The organism is Streptomyces sp. NPDC090022 (genome assembly GCF_044748145.1).
GTDB lineage: Bacteria > Actinomycetota > Actinomycetes > Streptomycetales > Streptomycetaceae > Streptomyces.
On the sequence record NZ_JBIVFN010000036.1, the window covers coordinates 50,433 to 73,779 of the forward strand.

At 70.8% G+C, this 23,347-nt stretch carries 25 protein-coding genes and 1 pseudogene; 15 read left to right on the forward strand and 11 right to left on the reverse strand.

The window, feature by feature from the left end; all coding sequences use genetic code 11:
• Nucleotides 1-138: 138 nt before the first annotated feature.
• The 9 genes from ACIPXB_RS35055 (at nt 139) to ACIPXB_RS35095 (ending at nt 8,173) form a co-directional block, all read left to right on the forward strand.
• The gene (locus ACIPXB_RS35055; protein ID WP_401456694.1) at nt 139-660 is read left to right on the forward strand and encodes a hypothetical protein; all 522 of its coding nucleotides are present in this window, start codon (nt 139-141) and stop codon (nt 658-660) included.
• Between the two features lie 130 nt (nt 661-790).
• Nucleotides 791-1,786 (forward strand): NAD(P)H-binding protein, encoded by a 996-nt coding sequence (locus ACIPXB_RS35060; protein ID WP_401456696.1) that lies wholly within the window; start codon nt 791-793, stop codon nt 1,784-1,786.
• A gap of 183 nt (nt 1,787-1,969) precedes the next feature.
• Nucleotides 1,970-2,641 (forward strand): DUF4097 family beta strand repeat-containing protein, encoded by a 672-nt coding sequence (locus ACIPXB_RS35065; RefSeq protein WP_401456698.1) that lies wholly within the window; start codon nt 1,970-1,972, stop codon nt 2,639-2,641.
• A 78-nt stretch (nt 2,642-2,719) separates the two neighbouring features.
• A complete protein-coding gene (locus ACIPXB_RS35070; protein ID WP_401456699.1) occupies nt 2,720-5,005 on the forward strand; it encodes a DPP IV N-terminal domain-containing protein in 2,286 nt (761 codons plus the stop codon).
• Nucleotides 5,006-5,141: 136 nt separating this feature from the next.
• Complete coding sequence (locus ACIPXB_RS35075; RefSeq protein WP_401456702.1) at nt 5,142-5,819, forward strand: DUF998 domain-containing protein; 678 nt, start codon at nt 5,142-5,144, stop codon at nt 5,817-5,819.
• Between the two features lie 65 nt (nt 5,820-5,884).
• On the forward strand, nt 5,885-6,103 hold the full coding sequence (locus ACIPXB_RS35080; protein WP_401456703.1) for a DUF4287 domain-containing protein: 219 nt from the start codon (nt 5,885-5,887) through the stop codon (nt 6,101-6,103).
• A 110-nt stretch (nt 6,104-6,213) separates the two neighbouring features.
• Nucleotides 6,214-6,726: a carboxymuconolactone decarboxylase family protein gene (locus tag ACIPXB_RS35085; protein WP_401456704.1), complete on the forward strand. Its 513-nt coding sequence runs from the start codon at nt 6,214-6,216 to the stop codon at nt 6,724-6,726.
• 69 nt (nt 6,727-6,795) lie between these two features.
• Nucleotides 6,796-7,143, forward strand: a complete 348-nt coding sequence (locus ACIPXB_RS35090) for a GntR family transcriptional regulator (RefSeq protein ID WP_401456705.1) — start codon at nt 6,796-6,798, stop codon at nt 7,141-7,143.
• Between the two features lie 427 nt (nt 7,144-7,570).
• The gene (locus tag ACIPXB_RS35095) at nt 7,571-8,173 is read left to right on the forward strand and encodes a hypothetical protein (RefSeq protein WP_401456706.1); all 603 of its coding nucleotides are present in this window, start codon (nt 7,571-7,573) and stop codon (nt 8,171-8,173) included.
• A gap of 21 nt (nt 8,174-8,194) precedes the next feature.
• Here ACIPXB_RS35095 and ACIPXB_RS35100 read toward each other — a convergent pair whose 3' ends face one another.
• From ACIPXB_RS35100 to ACIPXB_RS35115, 4 genes are all read right to left on the reverse strand, one after another.
• A complete protein-coding gene (locus tag ACIPXB_RS35100) occupies nt 8,195-8,761 on the reverse strand; it encodes a hypothetical protein (protein ID WP_401456707.1) in 567 nt (188 codons plus the stop codon).
• Nucleotides 8,762-9,150: 389 nt separating this feature from the next.
• Nucleotides 9,151-9,831 (reverse strand): DUF5701 family protein, encoded by a 681-nt coding sequence (locus ACIPXB_RS35105; protein WP_401456709.1) that lies wholly within the window; start codon nt 9,829-9,831, stop codon nt 9,151-9,153.
• A gap of 36 nt (nt 9,832-9,867) precedes the next feature.
• Nucleotides 9,868-10,614 carry an ABC transporter permease gene (locus ACIPXB_RS35110; protein ID WP_401456724.1) on the reverse strand — a complete coding sequence of 249 codons (747 nt, stop codon included), beginning with the start codon at nt 10,612-10,614 and terminating at the stop codon, nt 9,868-9,870.
• A gap of 56 nt (nt 10,615-10,670) precedes the next feature.
• Nucleotides 10,671-11,609 carry an ATP-binding cassette domain-containing protein gene (locus tag ACIPXB_RS35115; RefSeq protein WP_401456710.1) on the reverse strand — a complete coding sequence of 313 codons (939 nt, stop codon included), beginning with the start codon at nt 11,607-11,609 and terminating at the stop codon, nt 10,671-10,673.
• 148 nt (nt 11,610-11,757) lie between these two features.
• On the opposite strand from ACIPXB_RS35115, the gene ACIPXB_RS35120 reads away from it, so the two are divergent.
• On the forward strand, nt 11,758-12,396 hold the full coding sequence (locus ACIPXB_RS35120; protein ID WP_401456711.1) for a PadR family transcriptional regulator: 639 nt from the start codon (nt 11,758-11,760) through the stop codon (nt 12,394-12,396).
• A 39-nt stretch (nt 12,397-12,435) separates the two neighbouring features.
• On the opposite strand, the gene ACIPXB_RS35125 is transcribed toward ACIPXB_RS35120, so the two are convergent.
• Both ACIPXB_RS35125 and ACIPXB_RS35130 read right to left on the reverse strand, forming a co-directional pair.
• Nucleotides 12,436-13,851 (reverse strand): amidase, encoded by a 1,416-nt coding sequence (locus ACIPXB_RS35125; protein WP_401456712.1) that lies wholly within the window; start codon nt 13,849-13,851, stop codon nt 12,436-12,438.
• On the reverse strand, nt 13,838-14,047 hold the full coding sequence (locus tag ACIPXB_RS35130) for a hypothetical protein (RefSeq protein WP_401456713.1): 210 nt from the start codon (nt 14,045-14,047) through the stop codon (nt 13,838-13,840). Before ACIPXB_RS35130 ends, ACIPXB_RS35125 begins: the two co-directional genes overlap by 14 nt.
• Before the next feature lie 96 nt (nt 14,048-14,143).
• On the opposite strand from ACIPXB_RS35130, the gene ACIPXB_RS35135 reads away from it, so the two are divergent.
• The 3 genes from ACIPXB_RS35135 to ACIPXB_RS35145 are packed head-to-tail and all read left to right on the forward strand — an operon-like array spanning nt 14,144 to nt 16,270.
• Entirely contained in the window at nt 14,144-14,866 is a 723-nt protein-coding gene (locus tag ACIPXB_RS35135; RefSeq protein ID WP_401456715.1) for a hypothetical protein, read from the forward strand.
• Nucleotides 14,863-15,789 carry an MBL fold metallo-hydrolase gene (locus tag ACIPXB_RS35140; protein ID WP_401456716.1) on the forward strand — a complete coding sequence of 309 codons (927 nt, stop codon included), beginning with the start codon at nt 14,863-14,865 and terminating at the stop codon, nt 15,787-15,789. The genes ACIPXB_RS35135 and ACIPXB_RS35140 overlap by 4 nt, the downstream gene beginning before the upstream one ends.
• A gap of 31 nt (nt 15,790-15,820) precedes the next feature.
• Nucleotides 15,821-16,270, forward strand: a complete 450-nt coding sequence (locus tag ACIPXB_RS35145; RefSeq protein ID WP_401456726.1) for a nuclear transport factor 2 family protein — start codon at nt 15,821-15,823, stop codon at nt 16,268-16,270.
• A 425-nt stretch (nt 16,271-16,695) separates the two neighbouring features.
• Here the strand turns inward: ACIPXB_RS35145 and ACIPXB_RS35150 are convergent, their stop codons facing one another.
• The 5 genes and pseudogenes from ACIPXB_RS35150 to ACIPXB_RS35170 all read right to left on the reverse strand — a co-directional run bounded on the left by ACIPXB_RS35150 (nt 16,696) and on the right by ACIPXB_RS35170 (nt 20,400).
• Nucleotides 16,696-16,998 (reverse strand): transposase, encoded by a 303-nt coding sequence (locus ACIPXB_RS35150; protein ID WP_401456729.1) that lies wholly within the window; start codon nt 16,996-16,998, stop codon nt 16,696-16,698.
• A pseudogene (locus ACIPXB_RS35155) lies at nt 16,914-18,232 on the reverse strand (ISL3 family transposase). Before ACIPXB_RS35155 ends, ACIPXB_RS35150 begins: the two are co-directional and overlap by 85 nt.
• 240 nt (nt 18,233-18,472) lie before the next feature.
• Nucleotides 18,473-19,369, reverse strand: a complete 897-nt coding sequence (locus ACIPXB_RS35160) for an SMI1/KNR4 family protein (protein ID WP_401456717.1) — start codon at nt 19,367-19,369, stop codon at nt 18,473-18,475.
• 323 nt (nt 19,370-19,692) lie between these two features.
• On the reverse strand, nt 19,693-19,857 hold the full coding sequence (locus ACIPXB_RS35165) for a hypothetical protein (protein ID WP_401456719.1): 165 nt from the start codon (nt 19,855-19,857) through the stop codon (nt 19,693-19,695).
• Nucleotides 19,858-19,914: 57 nt separating this feature from the next.
• On the reverse strand, nt 19,915-20,400 hold the full coding sequence (locus ACIPXB_RS35170) for a hypothetical protein (RefSeq protein ID WP_401456721.1): 486 nt from the start codon (nt 20,398-20,400) through the stop codon (nt 19,915-19,917).
• Between the two features lie 493 nt (nt 20,401-20,893).
• Between ACIPXB_RS35170 and ACIPXB_RS35175 the strand changes: the two genes are divergently transcribed.
• Complete coding sequence (locus tag ACIPXB_RS35175) at nt 20,894-21,496, forward strand: HNH endonuclease (RefSeq protein ID WP_401456730.1); 603 nt, start codon at nt 20,894-20,896, stop codon at nt 21,494-21,496.
• Nucleotides 21,497-22,148: 652 nt separating this feature from the next.
• Entirely contained in the window at nt 22,149-22,781 is a 633-nt protein-coding gene (locus ACIPXB_RS35180) for an SMI1/KNR4 family protein (RefSeq protein ID WP_401456723.1), read from the forward strand.
• The last annotated feature ends 566 nt before the right edge of the window (nt 22,782-23,347 follow it).

Below are 23,347 nucleotides of genomic sequence, written 5' to 3' on the forward strand. Positions count from 1 at the left end.
GGGCTTGAACTTAGTAAAAGCCAGTCCGCCGAACCCCGAGAAAGAGGAACCCCGTGAACACGCTCGCCGCCGTCGCCCTCGCCTGACACCCGCCCCGCCCGGTCGGCCCACCCCACCCAGCTCCCGAAAGGCCCCACCATGGACTCCATCGCCCTCGTCGCCACCCTCCAGCTCCTGCTCGCCGGCACCTTCTTCGTCATCCCCGTCGTCGCCTGGTTCCGCGGCGGCGCCTCGCAGGACGCCGCCGAGGCCGAGATCCGCCGCCAGGGCCACAGCCCCTCGGTCCTCGCCCGCCACGGCATCGCCTTCCGAGAGAAGCCCTGGGAACTCGCCCTCGCCCTGGCCATCGGCGTCACCCTCACCGTGCTCGGCGTCCTCAACCTCACCGCGAACCCCACCGGCCGCCTGCTCTCCTGGATCATCGAGCCGGTCGTCCTCGTCGTCGTCGGCTTCATCACCGCCGGCCAGGTCTTCTCCACCGCCTACACCCGCGCCGCGTTCGCCCGCTCCGCCGACCCCGCCCTGCACACCGTCGACGCCCCCGCCCTCATCGCCGCCGCCAACACCGCCTTCCCCGCCTGGCTCCGCCCCGTGGTCCTGACCCGATTCGCCCTCGCCACCCTCGGATCCGCCCTCGTACTGGTCCTGCTCTGGCTCTGAACCGCCCCACCCCTGGTAGCCTTCCCGGCCTCGATCCGCAGCCTCGATCCCGCGGCCGTCGGTGCGGCAGGGGCCGTCCGGTGCCCGGGGCAGGTGCAAGATCTCCGCTCACGCGTCGAAAGGTCTTGCCGTGAAAAGGTTCGAGCAGCACGGGACGCCCACGCCCACCCCCACGCCCCCGACATCCGACGGCGTCTGCCTGCTGACCGCCGTCAGCCCGCGCAAGGAAGAAGGCAACAGCCCGACCGGGATCGTCGGCCGGTGCCTGGCACGACACCTCCTCGCCATGGGCCTTCGCGTACGGGTGATCGCCGAGGCGGACCAGCTCGACGACTGGCCCGACACGACCGAAGTCGTCGAAGGCTCCATCACCCGCCCGCTGGAGTGCGCCCGGGCCTTCGACGGTGCCGGGCGCCTGTTCCTCGCCGGCGCCCATCCGTCGACGGTCGAGGACGCCCTGACCCTCGCGCGCGAAGGCGGCGCCACCCGGGTCGTGGTGCTGTCGTCCCACGGGCCGGAGTACGAGGCGGCGTACCCGCCGGAGACCTGGTACTGGCTGGCGATCGAGAAGGCGGTGGAGCGCTCGGGCCTCGCCTGGACGCACATCCGGCCGTCGGCCGTGATGGGTTCCGTCATCGAAGGGACCTACCCGGCGACGGGGTCCGACTGGCCCGAGACCATCCGCGCCGAAGGGGTGGTCCGGGAGGCCTTCCTCGACCGGGGCCACTACCCCTTCATCCACGAGGAGGACCTCGCCGCCGTCGCGGCCGCGGCCCTGACCGGCGACATCCGCACCGGGACGGTCGTCGAGGCGGTGGGCCCGCCGCTGAGCACGCGTTCACGTGTGCTGAGCCTCGCCGCCGCTCTCGGCCGCGACATCGAAACGGTCGATCTGGCGCCCGGCGAGAGCCGGGCGGTCTGGCGACGCCGCGGCTGGCCCGACGGAGCGATCGACGTGACGCTGTACGCCCTCGAGGAGTACGGCGCCCGGTACGCCGAGCTCGTCCGGTGGACGCTCGAACAGCGGCCTTCCGTACAGGACATCACCGGCCGCCCGCCGCGCACGTACGACGACTGGGTGGGCGAGAACATCGACGCGTTCCGCCGCCCCGCCGACCAGCGGTAGCGTTCACTCTCAATCATTGCAACGAATCCCTCACCGTTGTTGCGTTAATCCCAACACCAGTTGCAACGATTTCGCCTATCTGACCTGCGAATACATAAATCTTGCGCAACGAATGCGTTGCCGAATTCTTGAACGCAACGTAGCTTTTCTCATGTCAGAAACACCACCTCGAAGGAGAGCACGATGCACACGTTCACCACCCCCGCCCCGGTCTCCGCCGTTCTGGACATCCCCGCCGGCCGTATCCGCTTCATCGCCGCCGACCGGACCGACACCACCGTCGAGGTCCTGCCGGCCGACGCCTCCAAGAGCCGCGACGTGAAGGCGGCGGAGCGGGTCACGGTCGCCTGCGCCGACGGCGTCCTGCACGTCGGCGCCGCGCCGGCCGAGATCCGGCTCCTGGGCGACACCGGCTCCGTCGAGATCACCATCCAGATGCCCGCCGGCTCCCACGTCCGGGCCAAGGCCGCCAGTGCCGAGTTCCGCGGCGTCGGACGGCTCGGCGACGTCACCCTGGAGGGGGCACAGGGCACGGTCAAGCTCGACGAGACCGAGGGCGCCCGCGTCACCCTCGCCGCGGGCGACGTCACCATCGGCCGCCTGGGCGGCCCCGCGCAGATCGCCGTCCAGAAGGGCGACATCCGTATCGCGGAGGCCATGCGCGGCACGGTCGTGCTGGGCACCGAGGCCGGCGAGATCTCGGTCGGCGCCGCCCGCGGCGTCTCCGCCTCCCTGGACGCCGGCACCGCCTACGGCCGGATCCACAACGCGCTCGTGAACACCGACGGCGCCGCCGCCGGCCTCACCATCCAGGCCACCACGTCCTACGGCGACATCACGGCCCGCAGCCTCTGAAGCACCCCACCCGACCCCGCCCCCCGACCCTCCCCCCCAACCCCCCCAACCCCCCAACCCCAGAAGGAGCAGCACCACATGAGCACCCTCGAGGACTACCAGGCCGCGGAGCGGCTGCTGCGGCGCCCCGCCCGCCCCGGCGAGCTGGTCGTCGGGGACCGGGTCAGGCCGCACTGGATCGAGGGGGGCGCCCGGTTCTGGTACGCGGTGAGCAACGGCGCCGGCAAGCGGTTCGTCCTGGTCGACCCGGCGGCGGGCACCCGTGAGCCGGCCTTCGACCACCCCCGGCTCGCCGCCGCGCTGTCCGTCGCCTCCGGGCAGCAGGCGGACCCCGAGTTCCCGCCGGTCACGGCGATAGGACTGACCGGGAACACCGTCGAGTTCGACGCCTTCGGCGCGTACTGGCGCTGCCACCTGGACGACTACACCTGCGAGCGGGCCGAGTTCGTCCCTCCGGGCAACCCGCTGGAGGTGCCCTCTCCCGACCGGAGGACCGCGGTCTTCCGACACGGCCACGACCTCTTCGCCCGCTCACTGTCCGACGACGGCCGCACCTGGCCCCTGACCACCGACGGGGAGCCCGACCACGGCTACGGCCCGGGACCGGACGCCACCGGCAACACCACCCTGCTGCGCAAGCTCGGCCTGCCCCACCTGCCGCCCGCCGTCGCCTGGTCGCCCGACTCGACGAAAGTGCTGGCGCACCGGACCGACGAGCGGGACGTCCGGCAGACCCACCTCGTCCAGGCCATGCCCGCCGACGGCGGCGCTCCGCTCCTGCACACCCAGCGGTACGCCCACCCCGGGGACGAGCGGCTGCCCCGGGCCGAGTTGGTCGTGCTGGACGTCGCCGCGGGCACGGTGATCCGCGCGCAGGCCGAGCCGCTGCTCATGACGCAGTTCTCGCCGATCACCGCCCAGTGGGCCTGGTGGGCCGAGGACAGCTCGGCGGTGTACTACCTCGCCCGCCCCCGCGACCCGCGCACGCTCACCCTCCACCGCCTCGACGCCGCCACCGGCGAGGTCACCACCGTCCTCAGCGAGAGCGGCCCCACCCGCGTGGAGCCCAACCAGTGGCTGTTCGAACCGCCGATCATCAAGATCCTGGCCGACGAGGTGCTGTGGTACTCGCAGCGGGACGGCTGGGGCCACCTGTACCGGTACGACCTGCACACCGGCGAGCTGCTCGGACAGGTCACCTCCGGCCCGTGGGCCGTACGCCGGATCCTGCGCGTCGACGAGGCCGAGCGCACGGTGTACTTCACCGCCTCCGGGCTGGTCGAGGAGGACCCCTACCGGCGCACGGTGTGCCGGGTGGCCCTGGACGGCTCCGGCTTCGCCAGGCTCACCGAGGACGACCTGGACCACACCCCCACCCTCCCCGACCACGGCCCCGACCACTGCTTCATCGACTCCGCCTCCACCGTCGACACCCCTCCCGTGACCAGCGTCCGCGACTGGAACGGCACCGTACTGGTCGAACTGGAGCGCGCGGACACCACCCGCCTCACCGCCACCGGCTGGACCCCGCCGGAGCGGATCCGCGTCAAGGCGGCCGACGGCGTGACGGACCTGTACGGCGTACTCCACCGACCGCGCGGCTTCGACCCGGCACGCCGCTACCCGGTGGTGGACAACCTCTACCCCGGCCCGCAGGTCAACCGGGTCGCCCCCGGCTTCGACCCCGGCGGGATGGGCATGGACGCCGAACCCCTCGCCGCGCTCGGCTTCGTCGTACTGGCGCTGGACGGACGCGGCACCCCCGGCCGGGACAAGGCCTTCCACGACGCCTCGTACGGCCACCTGGCCGACGCGGGCAACCTCGAGGACCACGTGGCCGCCCTCCACCAACTGGCCCGGACCCGGCCGTGGATGGACCTGGAACGGGTGGGCGTCCTCGGCCACTCCGGAGGCGGCTTCGCCGCGGCCCGCGCGATGCTCGACCACCCCGACGTCTACAAGGCCGGCGTAGCCCTCTCCGGCTCGCACGACGCCCCCACCTTCAACCCCGGCTTCGTGGAGACCTACGACGGCCCCGGCAACCCCGACGCCTGGAGGCGCACCTCCAACGTGGACCTCGCCGGCCACCTCGCGGGCAAGCTCCTGCTGATCCACGGAGAGCTGGACGACCAGGTCCACCCCCAGCACACCCTCCGCCTGGCCGACCGGCTCATCGCCGCCGACAAGGACTTCGAGCTGCTCATCGTGCCCGGAGCCGAACACACCTTCATCGACTGCCTGGCCTACGTCCGCGGCCGCTGCTGGGACTTCCTCGTGCGCGAACTGATGGGCACCGAGCCCCCCGGCCACCGTCCCGCCCCCATCACCATCAGCCCGGACATGCTCGCCGACCTGTTCGCCTGACCGCGCCCCTCCGGCGGCCGCCGGAAGAACGTGCCCGCGAGACCGATGAGTTCACGCCCCCGCCCCGGTCCACCCCTCGACGACACCGAAGCGCCGTACCCCCGCCCCCGGAGGCGGCGCACGAGGAGGGAAACGAATGCCCCGCACACTCGACGCCCCGTCGGCCCACCGCACGGGCCCGTCCCTGCCGGGCCCGGCACCCCGGGCGACGAGGATCCTGCTGGCCGGCGCGGTGACCGCGGGCCCGCTGTTCCTCGCCGCGGGACTCCTCCAGGCCCTCACGCGCGACGGCTTCGACGTCACCCGCAACGCGATCAGCCAGCTCGCGCTCGGGGACGCGGGCTGGATCCAGACGGCGAACTTCCTGCTCACCGCAGCCCTCCTCGCCGCGGGCGCGACCGGCTTGCGCCGGGCGCTGCGCGGCGGACCGGGCGCGATCCGGGGGCCCGCCCTCGTCGGCGTGTTCGCCGCCTCGTTCCTGGCCGCCGCCGTCTTCCCCGCCGACCCCGGCGCCGGCTTCCCCGCGGGCACCCCCGAGACCACGCACCTCAGCGCGCACGGCGCCGCGCATATGATCAGTGGAATGGTCGGCTACCTCGCCCTGAGTGCGGCTTTCCTCGTCCTGGCCCGCCCGCTCGCCGCCCGGGGGCATCGCGGCTGGGCCACGGCCTCCCGCCTCGCCCCGTTCGGCGTCCTCGCCGGATTCGCCGGCTCCTCCGTGACCGTCCTGGCCTTCACCGCCGGCGCGGGGCTGGGCCTGGCCTGGCTCGCCGCACTGACGGCCCGCCTGCTCATGGATACGGCGAACAGCTGACCACCGAGCCCACCCCGCACCACCCGATCCTCGACCATCCGCCTTCCTCAAGAACGGAGATCCGCATGACCGGCACCGCACAGGGCCCCGCCTCCTACTTCCCCTCCATCGAGAAGAAGTACGGCCGCCCGATCGCCGAGTGGCAGGAGCTCATCCGCTCCTCGCCGCTGACCAAGCACATGGAGCTCGTCTCCTGGCTCACGTCCGAACACGGCCTCGGACACGGCCACGCCAACGCTCTGGTCGCGCACACGCGCGCCGAGGACAGCGGCGAGGAGGCCTGACGAGCGACCCGCCGAGAGCCCACCGGAAAAAACTTTCCCGCTTCCTGTCACATTCACCCGCCCCCCTCCGTCAGTGCTGTGAAGACCTCGACCGAAGGAGCACAGCAGCCATGACGGACGCCACCGCCACCACCCCCACCGCCCCCTCGATCTCCCGGATGCCGAACCCGACCGAGTTCGTGCCCGAGCTGAAGGACGTCAGCGCCGCCCTCTTCCGGGCCACGGGCAACCAATCCGTCCCGCGCACCACGATGAACCTCATCCACCTGCGCGCCGGGCAGATCGTGGGCAACACCTACCTGACCCTCCTGAACACCGGCTTCCTGCGCAAGGCCGGCGTCAGCGAGGAGCGGATCACCGCCGTGGCCTCCTGGCAGGACGCCCCGTACTTCACCGACGCCGAACGCGCCGCGCTCGCCCTGACGGAGGCCACCCTCCAGCCCGCCCCGCACGGCCGGGAGCGCGTCACCGACGAGCTGTACGCCGAGGTGGCCGAGCACTACGACGAGAAGGCGCTGGCCACCCTCACCATCGCGATCGGCCAGGTCAGCTTCTTCATCGCCCTGGCCCTCATCGGCAAGCCCCAGCCGGTCACCTCCCTCGCCGAGCAGCAGTGGGGCTGACGGTCACCCCGGAGCCGCGACCGTGGCGAGGCTACCCATCACGCACATGATGCTATTACCATTAGCATCATGCTGCTGAGACTGGACGCCACGGACGGCCGCCCCCTCCACGAGCAGGTGGCGGGTGCGATCCGGCGCGCCATCGCCGAGGGCGAATGCGCGCCGGGCGACCGGCTGCCTCCGGCCCGGGACCTGTCCCGGGCGCTCGGGGTCAACGCGAACACCGTGCTCCGCGGCCTGCGCACTCTGCGCGACGAGGGCGTACTGGAGTTCCGGCGCGGCCGCGGCGTCACCGTCGCCGCGGCCGCCGACCAGCGGTCGCACCTGCTCGAACGGGCACGGCAGCTGCTGGCCGACGCGGCACACCTCGGGTACAGCAGGAACGATCTCATCGAGATGATCAGGGGGCTGTCGTGACCGACCCGACGAAGCCGAAGCCGAAGCCGAAGCCGAGAACGAGGACGAAGACGAAGACGAAAGGGCAGAGGAACGGCCCCCACCGGGCGGCGACCCTATGGGCGGTCGCGGTGCTGGTCGTGCTGGCCGCTCTTCCCCTCGCCGCGAGCGGGCGCCTGCCGGACCCGCTCGCCACGCACTGGAGCGGCGCGGCCCCGGACGGCTCGATGCCCCTGTGGGCGGCGGCGCTGTTCCCGGCGCTGGTCTGGGCCGTTCTGGCGCTCTCGATCGCCTTCGCCGCCCGACGCGGAGCATTCCCCTCGGGGGCCTGGGCAGCCGCCCCGCTCCTCTCCGGCGGAGTGTTCCTGACAGAGGCGCCCAGGTCTCGGTCGTACGGGCCAACCTGGACCGGACCGACTGGCAGGACGCGGCTCCGGTCGGCGCGGGCGTGGCGGTCACAGCCGCCGCCGCGGTGGCGGCGGGCGTCCTGGGCTGGCTGGCCGGCCGCCGCGCGACGCCGCCCCTCGCCTCCCCCCACCCCACCCCGGGCGACGTCATGGAGATCCCTGCGGGCGAGCGCCGGGTCTGGCTCTCCCGCACGTCGAACCGCTGGCTCCACCGGATCGGCGCGCTCACGGGCCTGGTGGCCGCGGCCGGCACGGTGGCGGCCATGGGCGGCCTGACCGGCGTGACATGGCCGCTGATCACCCCGTTCGCCCTGGCCTCGCTCGGACTGCTCTCCCTCGCCTCCGTCCAGGCGCGCGTGACGGACGCCGGGCTGGAGGTGGCCTTCGGCCCCCTGGGCTGGCCAGCGCGCCGCTGGGCGGCCGGTGACATCGTCTCGGCGCGCGTGGAGAGCCGCAGGCCCGCGCAGGTGGGCGGCTGGGGCTACCGGCTCAGCGGGCTGGGGACCACCGTCATGCTCCGCTCCGGCGAGTGCCTGGTCATCCACCCCCGCAAGGGCTCCGAGTTCGCCGTGAGCATCGACGACGCCGAACGCGGCGCGGCCCTCCTCAACGCCCTCTCCTCACGACAGCAGCCGAACACATGAGAAGCTCCACGGCCGCCCGGGTCATGGCTTTCCGCACTGGGGTGAGTCCTGCGCGGACGCGTTCCACTCTTCGGAACTCACCAGGTCGGGCCTCCCCGACGGCACCCACGCATCCATCCTGGCCACGGCCCCTCCACTGCTGCGGACCCATGCCCGGTCCATCGGATCCTTGAACTCCAGCCGCAGTTGCGCCAGGTCGGCCTCCGCCAGGCGCACCGACGGCTCCTTGGCGGCCATGGAAGCCAGCAGCATCCGGCTCGGGACGGCGATCTGCTTGCACGGCTGAAGGAAGTCCAGCTCCCAGCTGAGCTTGCTCGCCGGGAGCATGAGCCGCATCGTCATCACGCGGGAACTCCCGTTGACCACGATCACCTCCGAGCCCATCCAGTAGAAGTCGACGAGAGCGGCGAACTCCTGCTCCCGCGTCTCGCGCACCCGCTGTTCCTCGGCAGCGGCCCGCCGCTCCGCCGCCTCCGCCCGCTCGTCCGCCCGGCCGGCGTACAGCTCGGCCCGGATCCCGAGAACCAGCCCGACCAGTGCCGCGACCACCGTGACGGCGGCCACCGTGAACCGCCCGAGGTCCCGCATGCCGACGCGGTACGCACCGGCCCCCGACCCCTCGGAGGCATCCGCATCCCCCGCGCCGACAGCCCCGTCGGGCGAGGCCGCGGTTTCCACCCGGCCGCCACTCGCCGACGCCTGACCCGGCACCACGGCCGTCCCGGCGCCGGAGTGCCCGCCCCGCCCGGAAGCCGACCCGCTCCCAGCACCCTCGTCCTGATCGGCGGTGGCGGGCGCGCCGCCCCCCGAAGCCGACCCGCCCCCAGCACCCTCGTCCCGAGTCATGACCCCAGCATGCCCGCACCGCGCCGGTGCGATCTCCCGGTTTCGTGACACCGGGCCCGACGCCGCGGGCTCGACCATGACACCGACTACGGCGCCCCCACCGCGGCGCCGGACGCGAGGGTGCCCAAACCCTAGGGCCGACGGCCGGTGGCGGAGGCGAAGCCGAGCCAGGTGTGGCGGTTGTTCCACCAGCACCACCCGATCTTGGGAGCGTCGCGACGCTCACGGCCGTCGCGCCCGGTGCCGTTGCTGATCCAGATCGCCGGGGTACGGGCGTCCAGGGCGCCGTTGGGCTTGCGGAGCCGCGAGCCGATCGTCATGAAGCAGTGGTTGCGGTCCAGCACGGCGGGCTGCTGGAGCAGCCAGTGGATGCCCTCGGTGAGCACGAGCGGGGTGCGGCCCTCCCCGATGAGAGCGGGCAGTGCCTCGTCCGGGCTCCAGTTGGCCATGCGGTCACCGCGGTCGAGGCCGGTCACGAGGTAGAGGGGCCCGTCGGGCACGTCGACCCCATCGGGCGCGAACCGGTCGACGTCGTGCATATCGGTGACGACGAAGCCGGGCTTGCCCGCGCGGTGGAGCAGCGGTGTGAGGACGGAGGCGGGGGCCCGGTCCGGATGGAGGGCGAGCAGGACGTCATCACGACCACCACCGCCACCACCAGCGAAGGCGCGCAGTTCGGCGGCGGAGATCCCGGCGAGCTCGGGCACCCCGAGCTCGATCAGGCGCTCGGCCTGCGCGGCGAGCGGCGGAAGGGCGGTGCTGTCGTCACCGGAAACGGTCTCGTGCGGGGGCACAGTACTCCTTCTGTTCATGCCTTCTGTTCATGGTCGGACCTGGGACAGGACCGGTCAGCGGCTCAGGTCCCGGAACCGCTTCACCGCCAGCGGGAAGAACACCGCGACCAGGGCCACCGGCCAGGCCACCGCGAGGAGTTCCGCGTGGGTCGCGGCCCACGAACCGCCCGCCGCGCCCGGGCTGCCGAACAGACCGCGTACCGCGGTGGCCGTCGCCGACATCGGGTTCCACTCCACGATCGCCCCCAGCCACGACGGCATCGACGCGGGCGCGGCGATGGCGTTGGAGAGGAAGCCGACCGGCCAGACCAGGACCTGCACCGCCTGCACCAGCTCCGGCTTGCCCGCGACCAGCGCCAGGTGGATACCGATCCACAGCATCGCGAACCGCAGCAACAACAACAGTCCCACCGCCCCCAGGAAAGAGGCGAATCCGTGGTGCCAGCGCCAGCCGATCGCGTATCCGACCGCGATCATCACCGCCAGTCCGGCCGCCGACTGCAGCATGTCGGCGACGCTCCGGCCGACCAGGACCGCGCCGGAGTTCATGGGCATCGAGCGGAACCGGTCGATGACCCCCTTGCCGAGGTCCTGGGTGACCGACTGCATGGTCGCCTCGAGACCGAAGGCCATGGTCATGGTGAGCATGCCGGGCACCAGGTAGTCCTTGAAGTCCCCGTCGACGCCCCGTCCGCCGCCGATCAGGTAGCTGAACATCAGCAGCATCATCACCGGGAAGACCAGGCCGACCACCACCTGAGTCGGCTGGCGCGCCCAGTGCGCCAGCTCGCGCCGGGTCATCGTCCACGAGTCGGCGGCCGCCCAGCTCAGCTGCGAACCCGTGCCCTGGACCGCACTCACGCGGCGTCCCCCTTCGTCAGATCCATGAAAACCTCATCGAGCGTGGGCCGGCGTACCGCGATGTCCCGCGCCTCGATACCGGCCGCCTCCAGCGCCCGTACGGTCTCCGTCAGCGCGGCCATCCGGTCGGTGACCGAGGCGCTCAGCAGCCGCCGGTCCTCGTCCACCACCACCTCACCGGGCAGCAGGGAGGCCGCGTGCGCCAGTTGTGCCGTGTCGCGCAGCACGACGTCGATACGGTCGCCGCCCGTCGTGGACTTCAGCTCGTCCGCCGTGCCCTGCGCGATGACCCTGCCGCGGTCGATCACCGCGATCCGGTCGGCAAGCTGGTCGGCCTCCTCCAGGTACTGCGTGGTCAGCAGGACGGTCGTACCGCCGTCCACCAGCGAGCGCACCGCGTTCCACACCTCCGTACGGCCGCGGGGGTCGAGCCCGGTCGTGGGCTCGTCCAGGAAGAGCACCCGCGGCTGCGAGATCAAAGAGGCCGCCAGGTCGAGCCGCCGCCGCATACCACCGCTGTACTGCCTGACGGCCTTCCTGCCGGCGTCCGCGAGCCCGAACCGGCCCAGGAGCTCATCGGCCCGGGCGCCGGCCCGGCGCGCGCCGAGACGGTAGAGCCGTCCGAACATCTCGAGGTTCTGCCGGCCGCTGAGTTCCTCGTCGACGGCGGCGTTCTGGCCGAGCAGCCCGATCCGCGACCGCACCTGGTCGGGCCGCGCCCGCACATCCGCACCCGCCACCACCACACGTCCCTCATCGGGGCGCAGCAGCGTGGACATGATGCGCACGGCCGTGGTCTTGCCCGCGCCGTTCGGCCCGAGGATCCCCTGCACCGTCCCGGCCCGCACCGTGAGATCGAGCCCGTCGAGGGCCTGCTTGTCCCCGTACCTCTTGCGCAGGCCCTCGACGACGATCGCCGGATCGGAGTCGAACACAACACCCTCCCACCAGTCGTCAAACTTGACTACATCGAACGCTAAACCCCCTCACCCCCACTAGTCAAACTTGATTACGAAGGGGACGGTGACCAGCTAGTCAAACTTGTACAGTAGGTGGCCACGCTTGCCTCGAAGGGAGACGCCCATGTCAGCGATCCGGCTGCTGATCCTCGGCGCGGTGCGCCAGCACGGCCGAGCGCACGGCTACCAGGTGCGCAACGACCTGGAATTCTGGGGCGCGCACGAATGGTCCAACGCCAAGCCGGGCTCGATCTACCACGGCCTGAAGCACATGGCGAAGCAAGGCCTCCTCCTGGCCCACGAGGTCGCACCGAGCACCGCCGGCGGCCCGCCCCGCGTGGAGTACGAGGTCACCGACCAGGGCACGGAGGAGTACTTCACCCTGCTGCGCCAGGCGCTGACCTCGTACGACCAGAAGATGGACGTGCTCTCGGCCGGCATCGGCTTCATCGTCGACCTGCCCCGGGACGAAGCCATCGCGCTCCTCGAGCAGCGGATCGAGGGCCTCCGGCAGTGGCGAGCCTCGGTCACCGAGTACTACGTACCGGAGAACGGGCCCGAACAGCTCGGGCACATCGGCGAGATCATGAACATGTGGGTGCACTCGGCCGACAGCGAAGCGCAATGGACCCACGGCCTGATCGAACGCATCGAGGGTGGCGCCTACACCTTCGCGGGGGAGGGCGACCCCTTCGTGGGCGTCCTTGCAGAAGGCGAACCGAACCCGTACGCCACGGGACCACACCCCGAAGACCCCCACTAGATCCCACCGTAAAGCAAAATCATTGCGTCTAGCGAACCCTCAGCGAACCGCCCACCTCCCTCCGGCGCCCCGACGCCACTCGTTCGACGACGGCCGGGCCTGCTCGTAGGCGTGGCCGACTCGCAGGAGCACGCTCTCTCCGAGCGGTCGCCCGAGCAGCTGCATGCCGATCGGCAGACCCGCCGCATCGTGGCCGACCGGTACCGACAGGGACGGCAACCCGGTGATGCTGGCAGGGGCCGAAAGGCGTACGTAGGCGTCGGAGACACCCTCGACCGTGCCGCCGGCCCAGGTGATCGTCTCCTGGCCGGCCTCGACCGCGGTCGCCGGCACGGTGGGGGCGGCGATCAGGTCGACGTCCCGCAGCATGCGCGCCCATTCCTGCCGCATGAGGGTGCGGGCGCGCTGGGCGCGAAGGTAGTCCCCGGCGGGCATCAGTTCGCCGGCCTCGAGAAGGATGCGGACATCGGCCCGGTACAGCTCGGGAACGGTGCGCAGGGTGCTCTCGTGGTAGGCGGTCGCCTCGGGCACCATCAGGCCCCACTGAGTGGCACGGATGTAGCGGGTCATGGGGATCTCGACGTCGACGAGGCGTGCGCCGAGGGCCCGGAGCTGGTCGATCGCGCGCCGTACGGCGGCTTCCACCTCCGCATCGACGTGGTCGAAGAAGTAGGTGCGCGGCACGCCCACGCGAAGGCCCGTCAGGTCCGCGTCCGCGACCGGCCGGTAGTCCGTGCCGGGTGCGTCCAGCGAGGCGGGATCGCGGGGGTCGTGTCCGGCCAGGGCCGTCAGGACCAGGGCCGCGTCCTCGACGGTACGGGTGATCGGGCCCACGTGGTCCAGTGACCAGGACAGCGACGTGATGCCGTGGCGGGGGACGAGGCCATACGTCGGCTTGAGGCCGACCACCCCGTTCAGCGCGGCGGGCACCCGGATCGATCCGCCGGTGTCGGTGCCCAGGGCGAAGGTGGCGGTGCCCGCGGCGACGGCGACGGCGGATCCGCCGCTGGAGCCGCCGGCGACCCGGCCGGTGTCCCAGGCGTTGTTGGTCTGCGGGGTGGTCAGCCCGTAGGCGAACTCATGGGTGTGGGTCTTGCCGACCAGGATGGCTCCGGCCGCCGACAGGCGTGCGGCGACGGTGCTGTCGGCCTGCGCGCGGTGGTCGTCCCGGACGCGCGAGCTGGCCGACGTCGCCGCGCCGGAGACGTCGATCAGGTCCTTGAGGCCCATCGGGATGCCGTGCAGCGGACCACGGTAGCGGCCGGCCGCGATGTCGTTATCGGCTTCGCGCGCGGCCCGGCGGACGTGCCCGGCGGCCACACCCACGTAGGCCTGAAGGTGCGGTTCCACCTGCTCGATGCGCTCCAGGACGGAGCCGGCCAGCTCGACGGGGGACAGCTGCCGGGCCCGGACCGCGTCGGCGGCTGCGCTCAGGGACAGTTCATACGGCTGCATCGGGCATCTCCTGTTCCACGCGGTAGGCGGGGGCGGGCGGGGTGTCCCCGAAGTCCAGTTCCCGCAGGACCGCGACGACGGAGTGGATGTGGTCGGCGGTGGCCGCGACCGTGGCGTGGCGGTCGGCCGGCAGCGCGAGCCCGGCGCGGGCGGCCCAGCGGGCCGCTTCCGGCGGGGTGAGTTCAGCGGAGCACACAGACTTCCCTCCCAAAAGCAAAAGGTTTGCGTTAGTCGACGCTAAGTCCTACCGTGACCTAAAGCAAACTCATAGCTTTTAGCGCCGAGGAACCCCATGCCGTCACCCCGCGCACCTGCGCAAAGCCACCCGGGAGCCCGCACCCAGACCGCCGAACACGCGGCGCCCTTCGCCCTGAACGCCTCGATCCTGGCAGCGCTCCTCGCGGCATCCAGTGCGCCGACGCCGCTGTACCCCCACTACCAGGACTCCGGGTCCCTGTCCGCGCTCACCATCACCGTGGTCTTCAGCGCCTACTCCCTGACGCTGCTGCTGGCTCGGGCGGCGCCCCGTCCTGGTGGGCGCCCTGCTGCTGGAGGCCTTCGCAGCCCAGGCCATCGCGGTCACCATCACCACGGAGACGCCCGCGCACACCCCGGTGCCCTGCGATCGTCGCGCCCCCACCTCGCCGTACCGAGGCCCGCACGCAGCGCCCTGCCCCCGCCCGGCACCGCCGTCGTCGCCGCCACCGGCGGAAACCTGGCCGTCATCCCGTCCGTGGCCTTCGGGGCCGTCCCCCAAGGGGCGCTGCGCATGACACTCGCCTCACTCGACGAGCAGAGCCGCGCCACGACCCCGGCCGCCTACTCCGTCCTCAGCTACCTGTCCATGAGCCTGCCCGCCATCGCCGCCACCCAGCACTACGGCCTGAACACCGCCGCCCACGCCTACGCCACAGCCGCCGCCCTGCTCGCCGTCGCGGCCGTGGCAGCACTCGCCACGTCGAGACGCAGAACACCCCACCACCGTAACGACCCCAAGGGAAACAACCGCCCATGAAAACCCCACCCACCCCCCACCCCACCCCCCACTGGACCGTGGGCGACATCGCCATCCACCGCATCGACGAGATCCCCCTGCCACCCGCCACCGGACCGTGGCTGCTGCCCGGCGCCACCCCGGACCTCGTCGCCGGCCGGGCCTGGCTGCGCCCCCACTTCGCCGACGACGAGGGCGCCCTGCACCTCGACAGCCACAGCTTCGCGTTCACCGTCGGCGGGCTGCGCATCCTGGTGGACACCGGCATCGGCAACGGCAAGGAGCGGGCCAACTCCGCCTGGCACAACCTGAACACCGACTACCTCCAGCGCCTCACGGCGGCCGGATTCCCCCCGGACTCCGTCGACCTGGTGATCCTCACCCACCTGCATGCCGACCACGTCGGCTGGAACACGCACGAGGTGAACGGAGAGTGGGTCCCCACCTTCCCCAACGCCCGCTACCTCACCTCGCGCGTCGAGCGGGAGTTCTGGGCCGGGTACGACATGGAGGAGGCGCGCGAGCAGATGTTCCGCGACTCCGTGATTCCGGTGGAGGAGGCGGGGCTGCTCGACCTCGTCGACGTCTCCGCGGACGGCGCCGAAATCGTCCCGGGCCTGCGACTGATCCCCACCCCCGGGCACACCCCCGGCCACATCGCCGTCGAGCTGACCGGCCACGGAGACACGGCACTGATCACCGGCGACTGCATCCACCACCCCGTACAGCTCGCCCACCCCACCATCGGCGCCTGCGTCGACATCGACCCCGAGCGGTCCGAGGCCTCACGCCGCACGCTGCTCGCTGCGCTCGCCGACACGGACACCCTCATCCTGGGCACCCACTTCGCGCCCCCCACCGCCGGCCGTGTCATCACCCACGAGGGCACCTACCGCCTCGCACTGGCGGACGGGCCGCCCTCTTCCCTGCGTTCCCTGATATGAGTTGATCACGAGTACTCACACGCTCGACCCGATGGAGCGCCTGCTCGCAGAGCGCTCCTGCGAGCGACTGATCCTTGACTTCGTCCACCGGCTCGACCTCGGGGACCCGAGCTCGGTGGCGGACGTGTTCACGCGGGACGGGATCTGGGAATGGCCCGCCGGCGATCGCCGCATCGCGGGTCACGAGGCCCTGCGCAGCTACTTCCGCAGTCGGCCCGCGGACCGGCTGTCACGCCGTATATGCACCAACATCCTCGTGACCGTCACCTCTGCGAACACGACCGCCGCCACCACCTACTTCACCACCTACCGCGTCGACGGCTACACCGAAGGCTTCGTGCCGCCCCGGCCCCCGGTCCAGGTGGGGCACTACGAAGACACGTTCCGCAAGACAGACGGCACCTGGCTGCTCACCACACGAACCCTGTTCCTCTCCTTCGCCGGTCCCACGGAACGCCTCGACGGACCTGGCCAGTCCTGATCCTCAGGCGATCGGACCCGAATCCCCGGACCCCGGCGCACCGTGGGCGGTCACCGCTCAGATCTCGAAGAGGGCTCCCTCTTGTGCCGGGACCGCAGGGCCGAGCACATCGCGGAGGCGAGTGACGCCCTGGCGCCCCTCCGACCACTTCGCAGCTTCGGCCCACAGCTCGGCAAGTTCAGACCAGCTCTGAAAGGCCATGGTTCGAACACCCCGTCTCGCCCCCAGGACGCTGGCCGACGATCAGGGCAACTGCGGCCACTGCCCGCTCGCCTGTCTCCTGGGAGGTGTCAGTGGTGGCTGGGCGTTGGGATACGACTGACCGGACTGCTTTGATCACTGCCTATTGGGACGCTGCGGCGGGGGCCTTGGGACTGTAAATCGTTCGGCTCTGTCCCGTCATCGGTGGTAACCAAGGGTCACGGTCAGTGCAGGAGGATGCGGTGCCGAAGGAGGTCGAAGCCCGCGCGGCCGTGCATCTGCCTCGTGATCCGTTTGGTGCGGGTATTGACGCCTTCGGTCCGGCCGTTGTGGTGCGGGAGGGTGAGGCCCGCGTTGACGGCCGCGCGGTCGAGCTCGAGACCGTTCGCAAAGGCATGGAGGTAGGGCAGCTGGGCCGTGCGGACGCCGACGATCCACGCGGTCAGCTTCTTGTCGTTGCTGCGGCCGGAGTGAGGAGCTGCGCGAACTCGCGGATGAATGAGGCTAGTTGGGTCATCTCGGGGCAGGCTGCGGTGAGCTCGGCGAGGAGACTTGTGTCCTTGTCCCGGAGGTGGTCGGGATGGGTGAGCAGGAGGCGGGTCAGCCATCGCGGGGTGGTGACGGGCCGGTCGCCTTCGGCCCGGCCCTGGGTGATGTAGCGGTAGAGGAGGTTGAAGCTGCCGGTGTAGCCCTGCTCCTGGACCTCGCGGAACAGCTGTTTCACGGGGACGGCGGGGCCGGCCGCACGGCGTTCGCGCAGGTGGTCGCGGTAGGGGTCGACCAGGGTGGGCCGGTAACGCGGCGCCCGGCGCAGGGCCTCGGGTTCACGGGTGCGTGCGTAGCGCTTGACGGTGTTGAGGGACAGGTTCAGGCGGCGGGCGCATTCGAGGAGGCCGACGCCCTTGCCGAGGAGTTCGTGGATCTGGTTCCAGCGTTCCCGGGTGGTCTGCTCGTGGACGCCGGCCGGGCGGGGTGTGTTCGCGGTGGCCCAGCAGGCGCTGTGGGAGCGGACCTCGGCCAGGGTCTTCTCGCACAGGTTCTTCCACAGGTGCCAGCGGTCGCTGACCTGCACGGCTTCGGGGAGGGCCCGGCGGACGGCCTCGCCGTAGGCGCCGGAGCCGTCGCGGCAGACGATCTCGACGCCGGGGTGCGCTTGCGCAGCCATCTCTCCAGGGCGTCGGCGCCGCGGCCCGGGAGTACGTCGGTGCGTTCGCCGGTTTCAGCGTCGATCAGGACGGTCGCGTAGCGGTGGCGGCGCTTGAGCGCGAAGTCGTCGACGCCGAGGACGCGCGGCACCCGCACCACGGGCAAGGGCAGGTGGGCGAGAAGCCTGAGGGCGGTCGAGCGGGATATTGCCGCAGCCAGGACACGGGAGAGGCGGGCGCCTGCCCGGCCCGCTGACTCCTTCACCACAGACCCGAGCTGGTCGGCGAGCCGGCATGTGCGCCGCTGGTAGCGTTCGATCAGGCCTGGGACCTGTTCCCGGAACGTCTGCCGGGGGCAGCCCAGGACCGGACAGACCAGGCGCCGGACCTGTACCGACACCACGGCCCGCCTGCCGTCCGCCGGCACGTCCGCGATCGTACGACGGTGGATGCCGTGCACCTGCCCAGTAGGCTGCCCGCACACCGGGCACTGCACTGGCTCGTCCCGCGTCCGGGCCCGCACCCGGATGCACTCGCCCTCGTCCGCCACATCCTCGACGACCAGCGATGCAAGTCCCGAAAACACCACGCTCACAAGGTCGTTGACATCTTCCATGCAGCATCAACGACGACCGTCACCCTTGGTTGCCACCGATTACGGGACAGAGCCGTTCGATTGACAGACCCGCCAGGCGCGCTGCGGGCGCGTGCGTGCCGGCACGACACCGATGCCTAGGAGCTCGGCTTCTGGCCCAGGCTCTGCGGCCCGGCCAACTGAGTCACTGATCAGCGCGGGTGGGACGCGGCTCCCAAGGCCCTGGCGAGTGATGCTCAGTGGTGGTGCTTCATTGGGGTGTCACTGGGGTTCGTCATCTTCGTCTGTCGTGGTGTCCCAGGTAGGCAGAGGTGTCCCGGCTGCGGTGGTGATCGCGAGGATGTTGCAGGCCATGAGGCGGATGGCGGCGGTCAGGCGTCGGTGGACCGTTCCGTGGTCGTGTGGTGGGTAGCTGATACGGATCTGGTGGGGGTTGGCCATGTCGTAGGTCAGCTGCCAGTCGGTGTCGGTCGTGGCGAAGTGGTCCTGTCCTGACTGGCCGTCCTCTGTTCGCCAGGTTCCGCGGTCCGCCGTCGGTGCCAGGGCACTGCGGAGCATGCGCAGGCGTTCAGCGTGGGGGAGGGGCCCTTCGGACAGGCGGATGCACCGGTCGTTCCGGGGGCGGAAGGTGTTGAACCAGGGAGCGAGGTCCGGCTCCATGTCGGCAAGGTGGCGGGAGCTCACGTGTCCACCGGTCCAGCCTTCGATGAATTCGGCTGCGCCCATGGGGAAGGTCTCGTACTCGCCGTCCCGGCTCCACATCACGACGGGCCAGTGCTCCGGGTCTCCGGCGGTGAGCCAGCACAGCCGGTCGGCGTCCATGGTGGTACCCCAGATGAGCGCACCGCCTGGTGCCGGATGCAGCGGGTAGGGGTAGCGCTTCCGCCCGTCCCACCGAAGAGGCTCTGCGAGACTCCCGCTCTGCCACTTCAAGCCGTTGTACGGGCTGTTCCCGAAGGGCGTGTGCAGGTACACGAAGTCGCAGAATTCGCCCCAGCCGTATCGCTCGACGAGGGCCTTGTAGTCCTCGGGCAGTCGCACGCCGAGTTCCTGCTCGACCACGGCCCAGTCCCCGCGGGCGTCAACGGGTTCAGCCGGCGGCGGTACGAGTCGTGCCAGAGAGCCAGGAAGCGGCTGCAGGTTCTTCGGGCGAGCCATGTTTCCAGCGTAGGTGTCCGTCTGCAGGTGAGTGCCCCCTGGATCCTCGCCCCTCCCTCACCCTCCCACGAGCCCACCTCCTGACCCCGCACCCCGTGGGGCGTCCCAGTAGGGCAGGGCAGCGCCGCGGGACCCTGGCCGCCTGCTCACATCCGCCAAGCACCGCGCCCATAGATGTTCACCACTCCCGGAGGCACTGGAGTGATCCTGGATTCGAACAGCCTCTGTGTCGGGGTCCGCGCCGGCCTGCATCCTGACGGGCATCTGCACTGTGGATCGGCGCGAGGCGGACTCCGCTGCGGGGCCGACCTGACGGTTGTCTGTCAGGCTGCGTCTTCGGGGCCGCAGACCATGCCACCGGGCTTCATGCGCGAGGAGTCGACCATGGCGCGGCCTGGCCGCGACGCCTCACTGCCGTCAGCGGAGGCGAGGGTGCAGGAGAGCGTGAAGGCATCTTCGGTGACGATGTCCAGGACTCCCGTGTGCACGTACGTATGAGCCAACAGCAAGGACTTACGGCCATGCTGTCCGGGCACCGAAAGTCATCAGAGCCCACCGGACTCACGCCCGGGTATCAGCGACAGCTTCGGCGTGGCCGGGCCCGCCGCACACGCCTTCCGCGGCAGTTCCCGGACGGAAGGCCGAGGAGCCCCGGGTGCCGGGGGCGGCACCTCGAAGGCGTAACAGCCCGCCACCGACCGCTCGTACACGAAGATGAAGGCCCGCGGCGGTCCGTGGCCGAGCACTTCCGCGACGACGGTGACAGCCTCGCCATACCGCGTCACACCGACGAGTCCCCTGGCGGGCTTCGACGGAGGAAGGACCTGGGCGATCTCCGTGTCGAGCAGACTGCCGTCGGCCGCTGCCCCGCCCAGCCGGTCCCGGAGCACCTCGACGTTCGCCCGCAGGTCCTTCCGCGCCTGGGCCTCGTCACGCGCCGGCTGTGTCTCCAGCCAGATCCACACGCCGACGACGACCACGAGCAGCAGGCCCAGGAGGGTCAGACATCCGGCCTGTGATCGTCTCGCCATGGGCACAGCGTGTACCGCAGGTACACCACAGGCCAACCGCTGCTCCAAGTCGTGACCGAACTGCGTCGTCAGCAGCGGAGCACCTTGCGGGACACCAGGTTGCCGCACCTCATCGGCACGTCCTTCGAACACTCCCGGGGTTACCCCCTCCCGGAGAGCCAGTCGGGTGGCCTGCGGGTGTGCACGTGGCGCCGTCCGCATGGTCGAGGAAGGGGGCGCGTGCCGCCGCTACGACTGTGGCGGCCTGGTCCCGGCGTCCTGGTGCGCCGAACACGGGGACGCGGCCGGGTCCGGTGATGGAGTGGTACCCCAGTGGCGGGATCCGCTGCGCAGCGCTGGCCGAGGGGCGGGCGCAGGCTGGCCCTTCAGTCCGTTCGGCGCTTTCGTAGGTGGCAGTGGCGTTTCGGGGGTGAATCGGTCGCTCCGTGTGGGTGAAGTACGGGGTGGGGGCTTGTTGTCGGTGTGGGGGTGGCGGGGTACAACCCTGGCCGTGATGATCATGATGATGGGGGCCGTTACGGCGACCGCTGCCCTCGTCATGTCTCTGCCCGCCACGACTGCGCACGCCGTTCAGGAGCGCGCTGCGGTGCCGCAGGTCGTGCCGATGGGCGTCGCGGTGTCCGTGCTGCCGGTCGCGGCTGAGGACCGGAATGGCTATCAGCGCACCAGCTTCAGGCACTGGAATGCTGGCGAGAATCCCGGCGACGGCTGCAACACCCGTCAGGAGGTCCTGATCCAGGGGGCGATCGAGGCGCCCGAAGTCGGTCCGGGCTGCACGCTGATCGGGGGTGTCTGGTGGTCGTACTACGACGATCAGCGGGTGACGCCGGCCGGGGCACTGGACATCGACCACATGATCCCGCTGGCTGAGGCCTGGGGTTCGCAGCAGGTCATCCCGCTCTACCACCCGGTCTGGGCCCGGACCGATCCCACGGACATCGCCTTCGCCGACCGCCACGCGGCCCATGGGAACTTCCGTAACTGGGCCCGGCTAACAGCCCACACCCTGACCGCACTCGAACCGACAGGCCGCAGCCACCCTGACCAGGAGGTACTGCGCTGGGCGTTCAGCAGGCTGGGCAGCTGGCGTGGCTGATGACGGATCGCTGCGCTACCCCAGACCTCAGGTGCCGCGGATCAGCTGAGCGCACCATGGCCTTAGATCCTGAGCTCATCCGAGAGCTATTTTGAACCATCCTGCCACTAAGGCCACTCGCAGGTCTTGCCAGCCCGGCCCAGCCCGAGGGACGGGGCCGGGCTGGCAAGCTTCTGAGAGGCCCTTGTTTCCCGGCGCCGGTTGGGCCGTGACCACCCCCGCGCAGACCGGGAGGACTGCCGTTGAGTCTCCAGTGCTGGATGCTTCGGAACCGGCCCCGCCATCGGAGACTCTAACCGCCACCACTGACACCGATGCTGGTCGGGCGCACGGCAGGACCCAGCAGATGGGTGACAGCCGACTTGGTTGGCTTTGTTCACGAGATCGGGAGTCGTTTGTCGATGAGTGCGGGAGGCGCTCCGAAGGCGGCCGAGTCGATGTTCACGAGTTCGGGAGGCACCCGCCGCTGACCTGGTGGGGACATGTACTCCCGGACTCCAGGCGCCGCGCGCTGTGAACCGTGCTGCCGACATCGTCGCCAGCCGCGACCAGGCCGGCGACTGCGCCCGTAGGCAGGAGCTCTCCAGACCCTTGGATGTGTCTCTGCCGGACCGATCGGTAGAGTCTCGGAGACGAGAGAAGAGATCCTCCGATGGACTCCCGCATCACCCGCATACGCTCCAAGCTGGCGAAGATTCCGTACCAGGCGCGACGAAGCCACTCGGTGTGTGCGGAGCACCACCAATTCCGCCTCGGCCCGCGCATCAGCGCTTCAGAAGCCGACGCCTTCGAGGCCGAGCACCACATCGTCCTGCCTGCGGCCTACCGAGCGTTTCTCATCGAACTCGGGGGCAGCGGCGCCGGCCCCTTCTACGGTCTCCTTCCGCTGGACGAGTGCAGGCTGTTCACGATGAACCGGAAACCGGCGGACGGCAGCCCGCGGGGATTCACTCATGTCGACCACCCGGACGCGCTGCAGGGTGACCTGTTCCTCCACATCATCGAGATGGGCTGCAGCGATCTGTGCCTGATCGCAGTGACCGGCCCCCTCACCGGCCGTGTGGTCACGGGCAACGCGGACGGCTTCTGGCCCCCGAACGTCTCCTCCGCACAGGACTTCCTCAGCTGGTACGAACGGTGGCTCAACCACATGCGGGACGGCAAGGACAACCGCGCGCTGGGACTGACCTCCCCGGCAACCATCGCGACCGCCCCGTGGGGTTTCCGCGCCACAGCCAGTCCTCGCTGCCGTAACCCCGTACATCGACCAAGCCGCACTCCGTAACCGCATCGCAGAGCTCACGGCCTTCACCGAGAGAGCCTTCTCAAGACGCCGACCCAGCCGTCAGTGACTTCCGAACTCATCGACATTGATCAAGCGATGGGATCACGCGGTGACTCCCGAAGCCGTCGACAAACGACTCCCGTTCTCGTGTACAGAGCCAGAAGCCCGGAGCGAAGCGGAGGGCTTCAGCACCCGAGGGGTGCTTCAAGCAAGCGAAGCAAGCTCGGTCACTCCCCAGCACACAGTGCTGAGGGCCCGGAGCGAAGCGGAGGGGCCAGCCCCTAAAGGGCCGCGGCAAGCGCAGCGAGCTGGGGTCTTCACCAGCACGCAGCGCTGAACCTCCGAAGCGGAGCAAAGGACGCAGTGCCTCCGAAGGAGGCTCCGGGGAGCTCAGCGAACCCAAGCCTCTCCCGAGCGCGTAGCGCTCGGAGCCCCGGAGCGAAGCGGAGGGGCCAGCCCCCCGAAGGGGGGCGGCGAGCGCAGCGAGCCGGGGCCTTCACCAGCGCGTAGCGCTGGGGTTCCGAAGCGAAGCGGAGGAACCAGCCCCCCGAAGGGGGGCCCGGCGA